Source organism: Burkholderia sp. AU45251, from assembly GCF_030482905.1.
GTDB lineage: Bacteria > Pseudomonadota > Gammaproteobacteria > Burkholderiales > Burkholderiaceae > Burkholderia > Burkholderia aenigmatica.
In genome coordinates, this window is the sequence record NZ_JAUJQH010000005.1 from 137,499 (window position 1) to 151,828 (window position 14,330).

Below are 14,330 nucleotides of genomic sequence, written 5' to 3' on the forward strand. Positions count from 1 at the left end.
TGCATACGCTGCGTATTGCTGCACGTATGCCGGCGAACCGGCACACGCACCGCACCGTCAGAAATCGAACCCCGGCCCGCCCGCACCCGGGCCGCCCGGCGCGGCTGCCGGCGCCGCATCCTTCGGCGCTTCGAACACGGTCGCATCGGTCGTCAGCAGCAGCCCCGCGACCGACGCCGCGTTCTGCAATGCCGTGCGCGTGACCTTGGTCGGATCGAGCACGCCCGATTCGACGAGGTCGCCGTATTCGCCTGTCTGCGCGTTGTACCCGAAGTTGCCCGAGCCTTCGGCCACCTTCGCGACGACGACGCTCGCTTCCTCGCCCGCGTTCGTGACGATCTGGCGCAGCGGTTCCTCGAGCGCGCGCAGCACGATCTTGATGCCCGCGTTCTGGTCGGCGTTCACGCCCTGCAGTTCGCGGATCGCCTGCCGCACGCGGATCAGCGCGACGCCGCCGCCCGGCACGATGCCTTCCTCGACGGCCGCGCGCGTCGCGTGCAGCGCGTCGTCGACGCGATCCTTCTTCTCCTTCACTTCGATCTCGGTCGCGCCGCCGACCTTGATCACCGCGACGCCGCCCGCGAGCTTCGCGACGCGTTCCTGCAGCTTTTCACGGTCGTAGTCCGACGTGGCTTCGTCGATCTGCACGCGGATCTGCTTCACGCGCGCTTCGATGTTCTTCGCATCGCCCGCGCCGTCGATCACGGTCGTGTTTTCCTTGCCGACCTCGATGCGCTTCGCCTGGCCGAGTTCGGCAAGCGTCGCCTTTTCGAGCGTCAGGCCCGTTTCCTCGGCGATCACCTGCCCGCCGGTGAGGATCGCGATGTCCTCGAGCAGCGCCTTGCGGCGGTCGCCGAAGCCCGGCGCCTTCACGGCCACCGTCTTCAGGATCCCGCGGATGTTGTTCACGACGAGTGTCGCGAGCGCTTCGCCCTCGACATCTTCCGCGATGATCAGCAGCGGCCGGCCCGACTTCGCGACCTGTTCGAGCACCGGCAGCAGGTCGCGGATGTTCGAGATCTTCTTGTCGTGCAGCAGGATGTACGGGCTTTCGATCTCGGCGATCTGCTTGTCGGGATTGTTGATGAAGTACGGCGACAGGTAGCCGCGATCGAACTGCAGCCCCTCGACGACATCGAGTTCGTCCGCGAGCGACTTGCCGTCCTCGACGGTGATCACGCCTTCCTTGCCGACGCGGTCGATCGCTTCCGCGATGCGCTGGCCGATCGACTCCTCGCCGTTCGCGGAGATCGTCGCGACCTGCGCGATTTCCTTGCTCGTAGTGGTCGGCCGGCTGATCTTCTTCAGCTCGTCGACGGCCGCGGTGACGGCCTTGTCGATGCCGCGCTTCAGGTCAAGCGGATTGAGCCCGGCCGCGACGTATTTCTGGCCTTCGCGGACGATCGCCTGGGCGAGCACGGTCGCCGTGGTGGTGCCGTCGCCGGCCGCATCGCTGGTGCGCGACGCGACTTCCTTCACGAGCTGCGCGCCGATGTTCTGCAACTTGTCGGCCAGTTCGATTTCCTTCGCGACCGACACGCCGTCCTTCGTGACGACGGGCGCGCCGAAACTGCGTTCGAGCACGACGTTACGGCCCTTCGGCCCGAGCGTGACCTTCACCGCGTTCGCGAGAATGTTCACGCCTTCGGTCAGCCTGGCCCGTGCGACGTCGCTGAAAATGATTTCCTTCGCTGCCATGATTGCGCTCCGTTATTGATTGACGACCGCGACGATGTCTTCTTCGCGCAGCACGAGAAACTCGTTGCCGTCCACCTTGACGGCCTGGCCCGCGTACTTGCCGAACAGCACGCGCTCGCCGACCTGCAGGTCGGGCACGATGCGCTGGCCGTCCGCATCCTTGCGGCCGGGGCCGACGGCGATCACTTCACCCTGGTCGGGCTTTTCCGCGGCGCTGTCGGGGATCACGATGCCCGACGCGGTGGTGGTTTCCTGGTCGAGTCGCTTCACGATCACGCGGTCGTGCAAGGGGCGTAGGCTCATTTGTTCGTCCTGTACTGATCTGTTCTGTCGAGATGGGCTGGCACTCTTTTTCAGAGAGTGCTGACGAGTATAAAAATGCACGGCGGCGCGATCCAATAACGGATTCGGAAATGCATTCGCGCCGTCGTGCAAAGCGTGCGGTGCCGGCTATTGCGACACGGCCTGCTGCGCGGCGGGCGTGCAGACCGGGTGGATTTTTTCCCCGGCGAGCACGCGCTTCACGAACGGAATCGAATCGGCGAGCGATGCGTTCACGGTGCCGTTGTGTTCGCGGCCCGCATACAGGTGCGCCTCGACCGTCGTACCCGCCGCGCACGCATCCTTCGCGAGTGCGAGTTCGAGGGGCGCGAGCCCGTCGTCCGCACCCGCGCCGATGAAGACGGGCGTCGCGATCTTCAGCGTCGGATACTTCAGATAGTCGTCCCACCATGTCTTCAGCCGGGCATCGCCGCCGGGCTTCACGGCGTTCGCGTGCGTGAGGTGCGCGAGCGCCGCGTCGTCCTCGAGCGACGCGAGGCAACTGATGCGCGCCTGTTCGAGGAGCGGCAAGGCCTGCTCGGTCAGCACTTCGTCTGCGCGCAGCGACGGGTCGATCTGCTGCGCGGAGAGCACCGAGTAGAACTGGTACGCGAGCGTCGGATCGACGCGGTCGGGGTCGCGCCGGTACGCGCTCTCGAACTTCGGCAGCGACGCGAGCGTGGCGGGCGATGCGTTGTAGATCGTCCCGGTAGCAACGGTCGCGCGGATCGCGAGTTCGGGCGCGTAGGCGGGTGCATAGCCGGCTGCCGCGAATACGGCCGAGCCGCCTTGCGACTGTCCGACGAGTACGACCTCGTTCGCGAGGCCCGGCACGCCGCCGAGCACCGCGCGCACGCTGTCGAGCACCGTGTAGCTGTTCGAGCGGTTGTTGAGCTGTGGATTCGGGCCTGGCGTGCCGAGCCCCTGATAGTCGGTCGCGACGACCGCGAACCCTTGTTGAAGCCACGCGTTCAGGTAGCGCACGTCGCGATACGAGCGGCCGAACCACGACGGCGCGCAGATGTCGGCCATCCCGAACGTGCCATGTGCCCATGCGACGATCGGCCAGCCGCCCGCCGGCGGCGTGCCGCGCGGCACGAACAGCGCACCCGACACGGCGATCGGCGTGCGGCCGCCGACGCCATCGGTCGATGCATAGAGGATACGCAGCTGGCGCCCGGCGCTCGCGAGCCCGAGTGTCGCCGGAAGGGGTTCGGAGCGCAGCAGCACGCCGGGCGTCGCCGGAATGTCGCGGTCCCACGTGTAGAACGCGGACACGCGGCCGTCGCCTTGCAACGGATCGGGCGCGGGAACGCGGCCGGGCGAAGCCGCGTGCGCGAGGAGAGACGATACGGCGAGTGCGGAAGCCAGCAGCGTGCGCGCGGTGTAGCCGCGCAGGGGGAGGAGCGTCATGGTCGGATGGGTGTCGGTGAAGTCGGATCGGACGCGCGGGACATCGCGCGGCGCGGGCCGACCACGATGCAAGTTTCGAACCAGCGCATCCGTTGGGTGCGTGGCGCGCGGCACGACGGGCCGCTGCGTCTTCCGGCGTGCCCCGCACGCATTCAGCGGCTGTGTGTCGCGCAGCAATCCGGGCTGGCGGGCTGTTGCTCCCGCAACAGAGGCACACACGTGGATCGCACGGCTCGCGTCGTGCAAGGCGCACACGCACCGTGGCGCGGGCCTTCGACGCATGCATGCGCGGCTGGCACGATTGCTGCTGATCCGGTGGCCGTGCGTCGCGGCGTGTCGACATCGCGATGCGAGCCCATCCGTCCACCCGATCAAGGAAACCCTCCTCATGTCCGTCACTTCAACCATCGACAGCGGTGAACTCGTGGCATTCGTCGAGCGCGCCACCCGCGAATTCACGCAGGCCGCGCGCGTGCTGAAGGACACGCGCACACTGTCCGCCACCAACACGTTCCAGGCGTTCCAGCGCGTGCCGGGCACCGAGCTCGTTGTCGCGCTGTCGGCGCCGAGCCCATGGGCCGCGTCGCAGGAGATCCAGCCCGTCGTCGTCACGTTCGACGGCGACGTGCTGCACGGCGACGCGCGCGCGGGCGGCAACGGGCCACGCTATGCGGACGTGTTCCGCGAGGCGCCGGAAGTCGGTGTCGTGATCCACGTGCACGGCCCGTACCTCGGCGCTTGGGCGAGCGCGCATCGTCCGTTGCCGATCCGCTACGCGCCGGCTGCGCGCTACACGCGCGCCCGCGAGATTCCGGTGTATGTCGATCGTCGTCCCGGCGAGCCGCGCTTCATCGTCGACACGATCCGCCGCGCCCCCGACGTGCCTGCAATCATCGAGGCGAACGGCGGTGCGACGTTCTGGGGCCAGTCGATCCTCGATGTATCGAAGTACATCCTGATCCTCGAGGAAGCCGCGTATTTCCAGGCGCTCGCGGAACCCCTCGGCGGTTCGCTCGAATTCGGGCCGGGCGCGCTCGAGCAGCAATGGAAAATGACCGGCCTCGCATGACGTCGCGCGGCGGCCTGCGCAATCCGGCCGCCGTCATACCGATAGCTCGATGAATTGGTTCGTGGCCGGCGCGAGCCTTGTTATCGTCGAACCTTCCCCGTTCAACACGCCGGTTGTGCCATGGCCATCTTCAGCTTGCCGGACCCGACTTCGCATGCGATCACGATCCGCGCGAAGGCACTGACGTTCGACGATCCCAAATCGCGGGTGCTGCTCGAGCGCATCCAGCTCGTCGCGCCCAGCGACGCGACCGTGCTCGTCACCGGCGAAAGCGGCACTGGCAAGGAGCTGATCGCGCGCCTCGTGCATTCGCTGAGCGAGCGCCACGAGGGCCCGTTCGTCGCAGTCAACTGCGGCGCGTTCTCCGAAACGCTGATCGAAAGCGAGCTGTTCGGCCACGAGCGCGGCGCGTTTACCGGCGCGATCAACAGCCAGCCCGGCTGGTTCGAATCCGCGAATCGCGGCACGCTGTTTCTCGACGAGGTGGGCGACCTGCCGCTGTCCGCGCAGGTCAAGCTGCTGCGCGTGCTGCAGGAGCGCGAAGTGACGCCGGTCGGGTCGCGCAAGACCGTGAAGATCGACGTGCGGCTCGTCGCGGCGACCAACGTGAATCTCGAAGCCGCGGTGCGCGCAGGCAATTTCCGCGAGGACCTGTACTACCGGCTCAACGTCGTGAAGCTGAGCCTGCTGCCGTTGCGCGAGCGGCCCGGCGACATCGCGCCGCTGATCGAGCACTTCATCGACACCTATGCGAAGCGGCTGCGGGTGGCCGCGCCGACGCTGACGGACGCCGCGCGCGCACGGCTGCATGCGCACGCGTGGCCCGGCAACATCCGCGAACTCGAGAATGTGATCCACCACGCGATGCTGATCTGCGCGGGCGGCGCGATCGAGGTGGGCGACCTGCAGTTTTCCGCGCTGTCGCTCGCCCCCGATGCCGGCGACTCGCGCGCCACGGCGGAGGCGCCGCGCCGTGCGCGCGATGTGGCCGAAGCGACCGACGCGCTGCGTCACGCGGTGATCGAACTGCTGGATCTCGGCACGCCGGCACTCTGGCAGCACATCGAGGACACCGTCTACCGCAGTGTGTTCGACTACAGCGAGCACAACCAGCTGCGCATGTCGCGCCTGCTCGACCAGTCGCGCAACATCGTGCGCGCGCGGCTCGCACAGCTCGGCATCCTGAAGCCGCGCGACGTGGGCGACGCCGACGCGCGGCTGCGCCGTCAGGCGTGATCGCGCCAGCGCAGCGCGCGCTGCGCGATCCGCTCGCATAGCGCACTCATGCCGACGGCGAGCGTCGTCACACCCAGCACGCATACCAGCAGGACGTCGGCGCGCGCGCCGGCTTGCGCGTTTTGCATCAGACTGCCGACACCCGCGCCCGCGTTGAACAGCAGCTCGCTGCTGGTCGCGGTGATCCACGCGAACGGCACGGCCTGCAGCACGCCGGCGAACAGGTCGGGCAACGCACCCGGAATCAGCACGTCGCGCCACAGGCCGACGCGCGTCAGTCGATACGACTGCGCGAGTTCGACATAGCGCGGATCGACGCGGCGCAGCCCGTCGAAGCTGGCGGTGGTCATCGGATAGAACGCGGCGAGCGCGATGATGAACACCTTCGCGAATTCGCCGGTGCCGGCCCACAGGCTCAGCAGTGGAATCAGGCCGAGCAGCGGCACGTAGCGCAATGCCTGGAACGCCGGCTCGCCGAGCTTGCGCGCAAGCGTCGAGCGCGCCATGGCCGCACCGAACACGAGCCCGAGCGCGACGCCGGCCACGAGGCCGAGCGTCGTGCGGCGCAGGCTCGCGCCGAGATCGGTCGCGAGTTCGCCGCTGCGCGCGAGTTCGACGAGCGCGGCGCCGACCTGCTGCAACGGCACGAACGCGTATTGATGGGCGGCGTCGCCGGACGATGCGTATTGCCATGCGGCCACCAGCAGGGCCGGCACGACGAGGCCGCACGCGCGGCGGCGCAGCGTGGCGAATGAGGGGAGGAGCGTAGCGAGGGTCATTCCGAAGTCTGTCCGTTCAGCGCGCGGGCGTTTGCCAGCGCAATGCATGGCGTTGCACGAGCGCGATCGACCGGTCGATCGCGAAGCCGATCAGCCCGATCAGTGCGACGTCGATGAGCACGACGTCGAGCCGCAGCATCTGCCGCGCCAGTTCCATCATCTGGCCGATCCCGCTGTCGGCGCTGAGCAGCTCGACCGCGACGAGCGCGAGCCACGCGCGCGCGAGCGCGATCCGTACGCCCGTCAGCAGCGGCGGCAACGCGGCCGGCAGCAGCACGTCGCGCAGCAGCGCGAAGCGGCCGAGTCCGTAGTGCCGCGCCATCTCGACGAGGTCGCGCGGCGCGTCATGCACGCCCGTGTACGCGGCCAGGGCAACCGGGAAGAACACGGCCTTGCCGACCACGACGAGCTTCAGCGGCTCGTCGACGCCGATCAGCAGGATCAGCAGCGGAATCAGCGTGAGCGTCGGCACCTGCCGCAGCAGGTCGAAGGTCGGCCGCAGGTAGTCGGCGAACAGCCGGCTGCGCGCGAGCAGGATGCCGAACGCGGCACCGCCCGTCGCGCCGATCGCGAAGCCGAGCGCGAGGCGATGCAGCGTGATCAGCAGGTTGTCGCGCAGTTCGCCGGTGTCGAGCAGCGTGCGCAGCGTCGCCGCGAGCCGGTCGGGCGGCACGACGAGCTGCGGCGGGAACCAGCGCTGCGCGCTCGCGAGCCACCACAGCGCGACGAACGCGACGGGCGTGGCCCACCACAGCGCGAGCCCGCCGAGCCGTGCCATACCGGGCAGGCGGAGCGCGCGTGCGCCGTTCGACGCGAGGGCATGCATCGGCATCAGCGGCTCGCGACGCGCGCCGCATCGGCGCGCCAGTAGCCGTCGAGGCCGAGCTGCTTGAGTGCGGTCGACACGAAGGTCGGCGCGAGCAGCGCGTTCACGTCGACCGGCGTGGACGTCAGGCCGGCCTGGCGGCTGTACGCGACGACGTCGCGGTAGTGGCCGGTCAGGGCCGACGTGAAGAGCGGCGTCCATTGCTCCTTCCACGGCGTCGATTCGTCCGCGTATTCGCGCCGCACGACGCTTTCGGGCTGGCCCGATGCGCTCAGGATCTTCACGTACGCGTCGCGGTTCTGCGGTTGCGAGATCCAGTGTGCGGCACGCACGTAGGCTGTCGCGACAAGCTGCGTGATGTCGGGGTAGCGCCGCACGAAATCGTCGGATGCCCACAGTTCCGCGCGCATCTTCCAGTCATCGGGTGCGGTCTTGGTCGACCAGATGATCTTGCCGACGTGCTTGTCGACGAGCGAATACGCGTCGGACAGCGTGAAGAAGCCGTCGACCCGGCCGGCTGCGACGGCCGCCGCACCGGCCTGCGGGTCGAGGTTGTAGATCTTGAAGTCGGACAGCTTCAGCCCGTTCTCGGCGAGCAGCTTGCTGAACGTGACTTCCCATGGCCGGCCGCGATTGAGCGCGATGCGCTTGCCTTTCAGGTCGACGATCGACTTCGCGGTCGAACCGGCCGGCACGACGAGATACGTGTTGCTGCCGACGCCACCCGGCACGATCAGGCGCGTGGGCGTGCCCGATGCGTTGACGACGACCGACGGCAGGTCGCCGTAGCCCGCGAAATCGATGCTGCCGTTCGTGAATGCCTCGTTGACGAGCGTGCCGACTGCCGCGGTCGACACGGGTACCCATTGCAGTTTCACGTGCCGTGCGGCCAGTGCCTTTTCGAGCGACTTGTCGGCGTCGATCAGCGCGGACGCGCCCGCGTATTGCGTCTTGCCGGCGCTCGAATACGCGACGACGGCGATCCGTACGACCTTGGGCGCATCGTCCGCATGCGCGGCCGGCGCGGCGAGCGATGCGGCGGCGAACGGCAGCACGGCGAACAGCGCGCGCAGCGGGCGGTGCAGCGAGGCGAGGGAGAGCGTGTATTTCATGATGATCCGGAGCAGGGGGCGGAAAAGGGGCTCACGCGCGTTTCTGCAGCGACGGCCGCAGCACGTCGGCGAGCGGGCGCGGGTCGATCCAGTCGGCGACGTCGAAGTCGGCTTCCAGAAAGCCCTGGTCGTGCAGGAACGTCTTGAAGTCGTCGAGCGCGGCGACCGATTCGTCGTCGAGGTTGACGCCGAGATGCCGGTGCAGCTGGTTGCCGTACGCGGCGCGGACCCAGTCGATCGACGACGCGGTTTCGCCGGCCACGTAGTGCGCGGTTTCGTCGGGATGCGTGCCGGCCCATTCGCCGGCGGCGACCACGAGCTTCAGGAAGCCGGCGACGATGTCCGGATGGTTCGCGAGCACGTCGGCGTTGACGGTCAGCGGGCGCGGCGTGCCGTTGTTGTTGCGGATCGAACGCTCCGGATGAAAGCCGATGTCGATCACGACGTGCGCGCCGATCAGCTGCGCGATCTCGAGGCCGGTCGAGCCCTTCACGTAGATCGCGTCGACTTCGCCGCGCAGCAGCGCGCCGGCTTCGGCCGCATACAGCGCGCGGCTCGAAAAGCCGTGCGGTGACGCGAACAGGTCCGCCGCGCGTGCGGGCCCGACGGCCTGCAGCGTGCGAGCCTGCACGTCGACGAGTTCGACGTCGCGTGTGGTCAGCCCGTCGAGGCTCAGCGCGTTGCCGAAACCGCGCAGCGCCGACGCGCGAAAGATGTCGATGCGGTCGTCGGGGCGGCTCGGGATCGCGATGCGGCGCCCGCGCAACGCCTTCACGGAGCGGATACCCGACTCGGGCCGCGCGAGGATCAACTGCGATTCGTCGACCCACGACAGCCCGATCACGCGCGTGTTCGCGCCGTTCGAGCGCGCCCACATCGCGGGGATGCTGCCGCCCTGGCGAAACGACCGCGTCAGCGTGTGATCGCTGATCGACGACACGTCGTGCCGCGTGGCGCCGCGCGGCGAGCGGATCGCGACGCCGTCGGCCGACGTTTCGCCGTTGAGCCAGCCGAGATGCACGGCGATGCCGAGCGGGGTCGGCACGGGCGATCGGGCGTACCAGAACGTCTGCTGCTTGTCCGATGACGAATCGGGCCTGTCTGTCATGGGTGAGATTCCCTCTCTGCATAAGCATGGTTGAAGCCCGGTCGCGCACGATGTCGGTGTCGCACGCGCGGGCCGGTCAACGTTGCAAGTTCCGGGCCAGTGAACGGAAGCGGCGCGGCCGCACGCGGCGCGGGCGTCGCGCGGGAGGTGCGATGCACGTGCCGATGCATCGCCTGTTGCGTCAGCAACAGTCGCGTCGGCCGCTGTTGCGCGCGCAGCAGCGGTGCGGCCGGTGCAGCAGCGCGGTACGGGCGTGTTTCGGTGTGCCCAGCACCAGCCGGCGCGCGCTGCGCGATTGCCGCTGATGCCCGACCGGCAAGGCGCCGTGCGCATTCATCGACGGCTCGGCACGCGCGGTGGCGAGCGCGTTGGCACACCGCGTGCTTTACAGCGCAGCACACGCGCGGCACGCCGATGCCGCACGCAATCCGAATGGCCCGACCAGGAGAACTCCGATGGCTGTTGAATTTCTGTGGCGCCTGCCGATGCATGGCGACGGCCGGCGCGCACACGACCTGCATACGCGCGGCGAATGGAACCGTCAGCGCGCGTCGCGCGTCGCGCCGAAAGTCGACGACGACGATTTCGGCTACATCGACTATCTGTCGCAGGTCGCGCGCGCGGCCGACATCGCCGGTTTCCACGGCGCGCTGATTCCGATCTTCCGCTTTACCGAGGAACCGTGGGTCGTGGCCGCCGCGCTGGCGCGCGAGACACGCCGGCTGCGGCTCCTGATCGCGCTGCAGCCGCATTTCGTGCATCCGGTCTATGCAGCGCAGATGGCCGCGAGCCTGCAGCGGATCAGCCGCGGCCGTGTCGAGTGGAACGTCGTCACGGGCGGTGGCGGCCCCGACCAGCGCGCATACGGCGACTTCATCGATCACGACAGCCGCTATGCGCGCACCGACGAATTCCTCGATGTCGTGAAGGGCGTCGCGGCCGGTGAGCCGTTCACGTTCGACGGCCGCTTCTACCGCGTCGAAGCCGGCGGCCTGCTGCCGCCGCTGAGCGGCCAGAAGCCGCCGCGCATCTACCTGGCCGGCGCGAGCGATGCCGCGCTCGCGGTCGCCGCGAAGCATGGCGACGTGCACCTGAGCTGGGGCGAGCCGCCTGGAAAACAGAAGGAAGTGATCGATGCGGCGCGCCGCGCGCTCGAGCGCCAGAACGCCGAGCGCGACCTGCGCTTCGGCATGCGCATCGACATCCTGGCGCGCGAGACCGAGGAGCAGGCGTGGGCCGAGTTGCGGCAGATGTTCGCGACGGTGGGCGACGCGACGCGCAACGGCTTCGGCGGGCGCGGCGAGTCGTCGGAATCGGTCGGCGCGAAACGCCAGTTCGCGCTGCACCAGGGCAACACGCAGCACTTCGACGACCTGATCGTCGGCCCGAACCTGTGGGCCGGGATGTCGCAGATTCGCGGCGGCCCCGGCTGCGTGATCGTCGGCAGCCACGAGCAGGTGGCCGAGCGGCTCGCGGAATACGTCGACATCGGCGTCTCGACGTTCATCCTCGCGAGCAACCCGCATCTCGAGGAGGCGTACCGCGTGGGCGAGGAAGTGCTGCCGCTCGTCGACGGCGCGCTGAACGCGCGCGGCACGCGGGCGGCGCTGCGTGTAGCCGGCGCATGAGCGCAACGGCAATCCCGCGCAATCCAACGACATCGACAAGGACATTCACCATGACGACACTCGCTGCGCAGGCCACGGCCTGCGACGCACTCTGGTACACGCGCTGCCCGGTGCCGACCGCGCTCGGCATCGCCGTGCACCGCGGCTGGTTCGAAGAGGAGTTCGGGCCGGACGGCATCGCGCTGCATTCGCTGCAGGAGACGGCCGACGCCGGCAAGCGTGAATCGCACTTCGATCACAGCATGCCGCACTCGTTCCGGCAGGGCGGCAACATTCCGGCGCTGTGGGCGCGGGCGCGCGGCGCCGATACGCGCGTGATCGGCCTGTCGTGGACCAACGAATTCCAGGCGATCGTCACGTTGCCCGATCGCGGCATCCGCACCGTGCGCGACCTGCGCGGCCGGCGGCTCGGGTTGCCGCGCCATCCGATCAGCATCGACTTCTGGCGCGCGGCCGCGCTGAAAGGCTTCCTGAGCGCGCTCGAACTGGAAGGGCTCGGGCACGGCGACGCCGAATGGGTTGACCTGCCCGACCAGCGCGAGCGCCGCACCGGGCCCGCTTCGTTCACGCGCGGCCCGCACGAGTACGGGCTCGAGATCGCGGCGCTCATGCGCGGCGAGGTCGACGCGGTGTTCGTGAAAGGCGTCGAGGGGCTCGAAACCGTGCATCTGATCGACGCGCAGGTCGTCATCGATCTCGGTGCGCACCCCGATCCGCTTGTGCGGATCGGCAACGGCACGCCGCGCACGCTGACCGTCGACCGCGCACTGATCGACGCGCGCCCCGATCTCGTCAGCCGTTTCCTGTCGGTCGTGGTGGGGGCCGGCGACTGGGCCGCGCGCCATCCGGCGGAGACGGTCGCCTATATCGGCCGCGAAACGCGCGCGTCCGACGAATGGGTGCGCTATGCGTACGGTGCGGATGTGCACCGCCATCTGGAGACGGGGCTCGCGCAGACGTCGATCGACGGGCTGGTCGCGTTCAAGGACTTCCTCGTCGAGTGGGGCTTCCTCGAACAGGATTTCGATGCGCGCGCATGGATCGACCCGGCGCCGTTCACGCGGATCGACCGGCAACGCCATGCGTGGGTCGCGTAGCGCGCCGCGGCGCGTCACTGCAAGGAGTCGAGCATGACAGGTCTGACGATCGAATACGGGGTGCCCCCGGCGCGCCGGCATGCGGCGCGCGCGGCGCCGCGTGCGGGTGCGGGCGGGGTGGCGGGCAGGGCGGTGGCGCGTCCGCCGTCCGCTTCACCTTCGGCACGGCCGGATGCGCCGAAGGCGAAGCCGGGCGCGTGGCGCGTCACGGGGGCGATTGCGCTGGCGGTCACGGCGCTGCACGCGGGCGTCGCGCTGCTGGCCGCGCGCGCGCCTGCCGCACCGCCCGTGCAGCCGCCGCGGCCGGTGCCGATGACGGTCGAACTGACGCGGCCGCCCGAACCGTTGCCGCAGGCCGCGCATCCGCCGCCACCGGTGGTGCCGCCGAAGCCGCTGAAGCAGGCGCCGACCCCGCCGAAGCCGCGTGCGGCCATCGCACATCCAGCGCCGGTGCCTGCGCCGGCTGCCACGCCGCAAGTCACCCGCGAGGCGGCACCCGCGACGGTGGCACCGGCCGCCGCCGCGCCAGCCGCGCCGGCTCCCGCGCCGGCTGCGCCGGCCGCACCCGTGCGCGAAACCGCACCGATCGGCGACGCGGCCTACCTGCGCAACCCGGCGCCCGACTATCCGGCGTTCGCGCAGGACCAGGGCTGGGAAGGGCGCGTCGTGCTGCGCGTGCACGTGCTGGCGAACGGCACGCCCGATTCCGTCGACGTCCGCACGAGCAGCGGCCGCCGCATGCTCGACAACGCGGCGGTGGCCGCGGTGAAGCGCTGGACGTTCGTGCCCGCGAAGCGCGGCGACGAAGCGGTCGACGGCTGGGTCAACGTGCCGATCGATTTCAAGCTGGGCTGACCCGCCGGGCGGCCCGTCACATTTTCCAAGGAACTCACATCATGAACGGTATCCCGACCACCTTCATCGTCCAGGGCGCGCTCTGGCTGCTCGTCGTCTTCTCCGTCGTCACGTGGACGCTGATCGTCGTGAAGGCGATCCAGAGCCTGCGGGCGAGCGCGCGCAACCGGCGCTACACGAGCGCGTTCTGGGCCGCGAACAGCTTTCACGAGGCCGCCTCGCTCGACAGCGCGAACAGCCCGGTGGGTGAACTCGCCGCGACGGGCTTCGACGCGCTGCGGCGCGCCGACGAGAGCAGCGCACACGATCTCGAACACAGCTGGAGCCGTCACGACCTGCTCGAACGCCATCTGCGCCAGCAGATCCACAACGCGCGCCGGCGCGAGGAGGCGGGGCTGGCGGTGCTCGCGTCGATCGGCAGCACCGCGCCGTTCGTCGGCCTGTTCGGCACCGTGTTCGGCATCATCCACGCGCTGACCGCGATCGCGCACAGCGCGTCGGCGAGCATCGACGTCGTCGCCGGGCCGATCGGCGAGGCGCTGGTCGCGACCGGGATCGGCATCGCGGTCGCCGTGCCGGCCGTGCTCGGGTACAACTTCTTCGTGCGCCGCGTGAAGGCCGCGTCGGCCGACCTCGATGCATTCGCCACCGATTTCGTCACGCTCGCACAAAAGGCCGGCTTCCGCGTGCCGGCCGCCACCGCGGCGCCCGCACCGGCACGCCGTGCCGACGACACCCGTCAGGAGGCGTTCGCATAATGGCTTTCTCCTCTTCCTCCGACAACGACGACGTGCTCAGTGAAATCAACATCACGCCGCTCGTCGACGTGATGCTCGTGCTGCTCGTCGCGTTCATCGTCACGGCGCCGCTGCTCAACAACGCGGTCCACGTGAATCTGCCGAACACCGTTGCCACGGCGCCGGCCGATCGCAAGCCGAACGTTACCGTGAGCGTCGACGACAAGGGCGTCGTGTATCTCGACAAGCGCGCGGTCGCCCTGGCAGCGGTGCCGGCCGAGCTGGCCGCGCTGAAGGCCGGCCGGCCCGATGTCGCGCTCGACCTGCAGGCCGACGAGCACGTGCCGTACGGCACCGTCGCGAAGCTGATGGCCGCGATCGAGCATGCGGGCATCACGCGGCTATCGGTGCTCACCGCGCCGCGCGGCTGATGCGCGGCTTACGACTCCTC

Annotated in this window: 14 protein-coding genes; 7 read left to right on the forward strand and 7 right to left on the reverse strand. The window is 69.3% G+C overall.

Going from position 1 to position 14,330, the window contains the following annotated elements; all coding sequences use genetic code 11:
* Positions 1-57 precede the first annotated feature (57 nt).
* The 3 genes from groL to QZM67_RS14075 form a co-directional block, all read right to left on the reverse strand.
* Positions 58-1,698: a chaperonin GroEL gene (gene groL / locus QZM67_RS14065; RefSeq protein ID WP_175022305.1), complete on the reverse strand. Its 1,641-nt coding sequence runs from the start codon at positions 1,696-1,698 to the stop codon at positions 58-60.
* A 12-nt stretch (positions 1,699-1,710) separates the two neighbouring features.
* Positions 1,711-2,001 (reverse strand): co-chaperone GroES, encoded by a 291-nt coding sequence (locus QZM67_RS14070; protein WP_011356207.1) that lies wholly within the window; start codon positions 1,999-2,001, stop codon positions 1,711-1,713.
* A 147-nt stretch (positions 2,002-2,148) separates the two neighbouring features.
* On the reverse strand, positions 2,149-3,432 hold the full coding sequence (locus tag QZM67_RS14075) for an alpha/beta fold hydrolase (protein ID WP_301804010.1): 1,284 nt from the start codon (positions 3,430-3,432) through the stop codon (positions 2,149-2,151).
* 388 nt (positions 3,433-3,820) lie between these two features.
* Here QZM67_RS14075 and QZM67_RS14080 point away from each other — a divergent pair, with 388 nt between their 5' ends.
* Entirely contained in the window at positions 3,821-4,501 is a 681-nt protein-coding gene (locus tag QZM67_RS14080; protein WP_301804012.1) for a class II aldolase/adducin family protein, read from the forward strand.
* A gap of 120 nt (positions 4,502-4,621) precedes the next feature.
* Positions 4,622-5,737, forward strand: coding sequence for a sigma-54-dependent Fis family transcriptional regulator (locus QZM67_RS14085; protein ID WP_175022302.1), 1,116 nt, complete (start codon positions 4,622-4,624; stop codon positions 5,735-5,737).
* Here the strand turns inward: QZM67_RS14085 and QZM67_RS14090 are convergent.
* The 4 genes from QZM67_RS14090 to QZM67_RS14105 are packed head-to-tail and all read right to left on the reverse strand — an operon-like array spanning position 5,728 to position 9,562.
* The gene (locus QZM67_RS14090) at positions 5,728-6,516 is read right to left on the reverse strand and encodes an ABC transporter permease (protein ID WP_301804015.1); all 789 of its coding nucleotides are present in this window, start codon (positions 6,514-6,516) and stop codon (positions 5,728-5,730) included. The genes QZM67_RS14085 and QZM67_RS14090 overlap by 10 nt on opposite strands.
* Positions 6,517-6,532: 16 nt before the next feature.
* On the reverse strand, positions 6,533-7,348 hold the full coding sequence (locus QZM67_RS14095; RefSeq protein WP_301804017.1) for an ABC transporter permease: 816 nt from the start codon (positions 7,346-7,348) through the stop codon (positions 6,533-6,535).
* A complete protein-coding gene (locus tag QZM67_RS14100; RefSeq protein WP_301804018.1) occupies positions 7,348-8,454 on the reverse strand; it encodes a PhnD/SsuA/transferrin family substrate-binding protein in 1,107 nt (368 codons plus the stop codon). Before QZM67_RS14100 ends, QZM67_RS14095 begins: the two co-directional genes overlap by 1 nt.
* Positions 8,455-8,485: 31 nt before the next feature.
* Positions 8,486-9,562 carry an ABC transporter substrate-binding protein gene (locus tag QZM67_RS14105; protein WP_175022298.1) on the reverse strand — a complete coding sequence of 359 codons (1,077 nt, stop codon included), beginning with the start codon at positions 9,560-9,562 and terminating at the stop codon, positions 8,486-8,488.
* A gap of 455 nt (positions 9,563-10,017) precedes the next feature.
* Here QZM67_RS14105 and QZM67_RS14110 point away from each other — a divergent pair, with 455 nt between their 5' ends.
* From QZM67_RS14110 to QZM67_RS14130, 5 genes are read left to right on the forward strand one after another with little or no spacing between them, the layout of a single operon-like run.
* A complete protein-coding gene (locus QZM67_RS14110; protein ID WP_301804019.1) occupies positions 10,018-11,190 on the forward strand; it encodes an LLM class flavin-dependent oxidoreductase in 1,173 nt (390 codons plus the stop codon).
* Positions 11,191-11,240: 50 nt separating this feature from the next.
* Positions 11,241-12,287, forward strand: coding sequence for an ABC transporter substrate-binding protein (locus tag QZM67_RS14115; protein ID WP_175022296.1), 1,047 nt, complete (start codon positions 11,241-11,243; stop codon positions 12,285-12,287).
* 33 nt (positions 12,288-12,320) lie between these two features.
* A complete protein-coding gene (locus QZM67_RS14120; RefSeq protein WP_301804021.1) occupies positions 12,321-13,142 on the forward strand; it encodes an energy transducer TonB in 822 nt (273 codons plus the stop codon).
* A 41-nt stretch (positions 13,143-13,183) separates the two neighbouring features.
* A complete protein-coding gene (locus QZM67_RS14125) occupies positions 13,184-13,900 on the forward strand; it encodes a MotA/TolQ/ExbB proton channel family protein (protein WP_175025656.1) in 717 nt (238 codons plus the stop codon).
* Positions 13,900-14,310: a biopolymer transporter ExbD gene (locus QZM67_RS14130; RefSeq protein ID WP_009694203.1), complete on the forward strand. Its 411-nt coding sequence runs from the start codon at positions 13,900-13,902 to the stop codon at positions 14,308-14,310. Before QZM67_RS14125 ends, QZM67_RS14130 begins: the two co-directional genes overlap by 1 nt.
* Positions 14,311-14,330 lie beyond the last annotated feature (20 nt).

Coding starts and splice junctions, on each gene's coding strand:
- groL (WP_175022305.1), bottom strand. CDS start 1,698: ATGGCAGCGAAGGAAATCATTTTCAGCGACGTCGCACGGGCCAGGCTG.
- QZM67_RS14070 (WP_011356207.1), bottom strand. CDS start 2,001: ATGAGCCTACGCCCCTTGCACGACCGCGTGATCGTGAAGCGACTCGAC.
- QZM67_RS14075 (WP_301804010.1), bottom strand. CDS start 3,432: ATGACGCTCCTCCCCCTGCGCGGCTACACCGCGCGCACGCTGCTGGCT.
- QZM67_RS14080 (WP_301804012.1), top strand. CDS start 3,821: ATGTCCGTCACTTCAACCATCGACAGCGGTGAACTCGTGGCATTCGTC.
- QZM67_RS14085 (WP_175022302.1), top strand. CDS start 4,622: ATGGCCATCTTCAGCTTGCCGGACCCGACTTCGCATGCGATCACGATC.
- QZM67_RS14090 (WP_301804015.1), bottom strand. CDS start 6,516: ATGACCCTCGCTACGCTCCTCCCCTCATTCGCCACGCTGCGCCGCCGC.
- QZM67_RS14095 (WP_301804017.1), bottom strand. CDS start 7,348: ATGCCGATGCATGCCCTCGCGTCGAACGGCGCACGCGCGCTCCGCCTG.
- QZM67_RS14100 (WP_301804018.1), bottom strand. CDS start 8,454: ATGAAATACACGCTCTCCCTCGCCTCGCTGCACCGCCCGCTGCGCGCG.
- QZM67_RS14105 (WP_175022298.1), bottom strand. CDS start 9,562: ATGACAGACAGGCCCGATTCGTCATCGGACAAGCAGCAGACGTTCTGG.
- QZM67_RS14110 (WP_301804019.1), top strand. CDS start 10,018: ATGGCTGTTGAATTTCTGTGGCGCCTGCCGATGCATGGCGACGGCCGG.
- QZM67_RS14115 (WP_175022296.1), top strand. CDS start 11,241: ATGACGACACTCGCTGCGCAGGCCACGGCCTGCGACGCACTCTGGTAC.
- QZM67_RS14120 (WP_301804021.1), top strand. CDS start 12,321: ATGACAGGTCTGACGATCGAATACGGGGTGCCCCCGGCGCGCCGGCAT.
- QZM67_RS14125 (WP_175025656.1), top strand. CDS start 13,184: ATGAACGGTATCCCGACCACCTTCATCGTCCAGGGCGCGCTCTGGCTG.
- QZM67_RS14130 (WP_009694203.1), top strand. CDS start 13,900: ATGGCTTTCTCCTCTTCCTCCGACAACGACGACGTGCTCAGTGAAATC.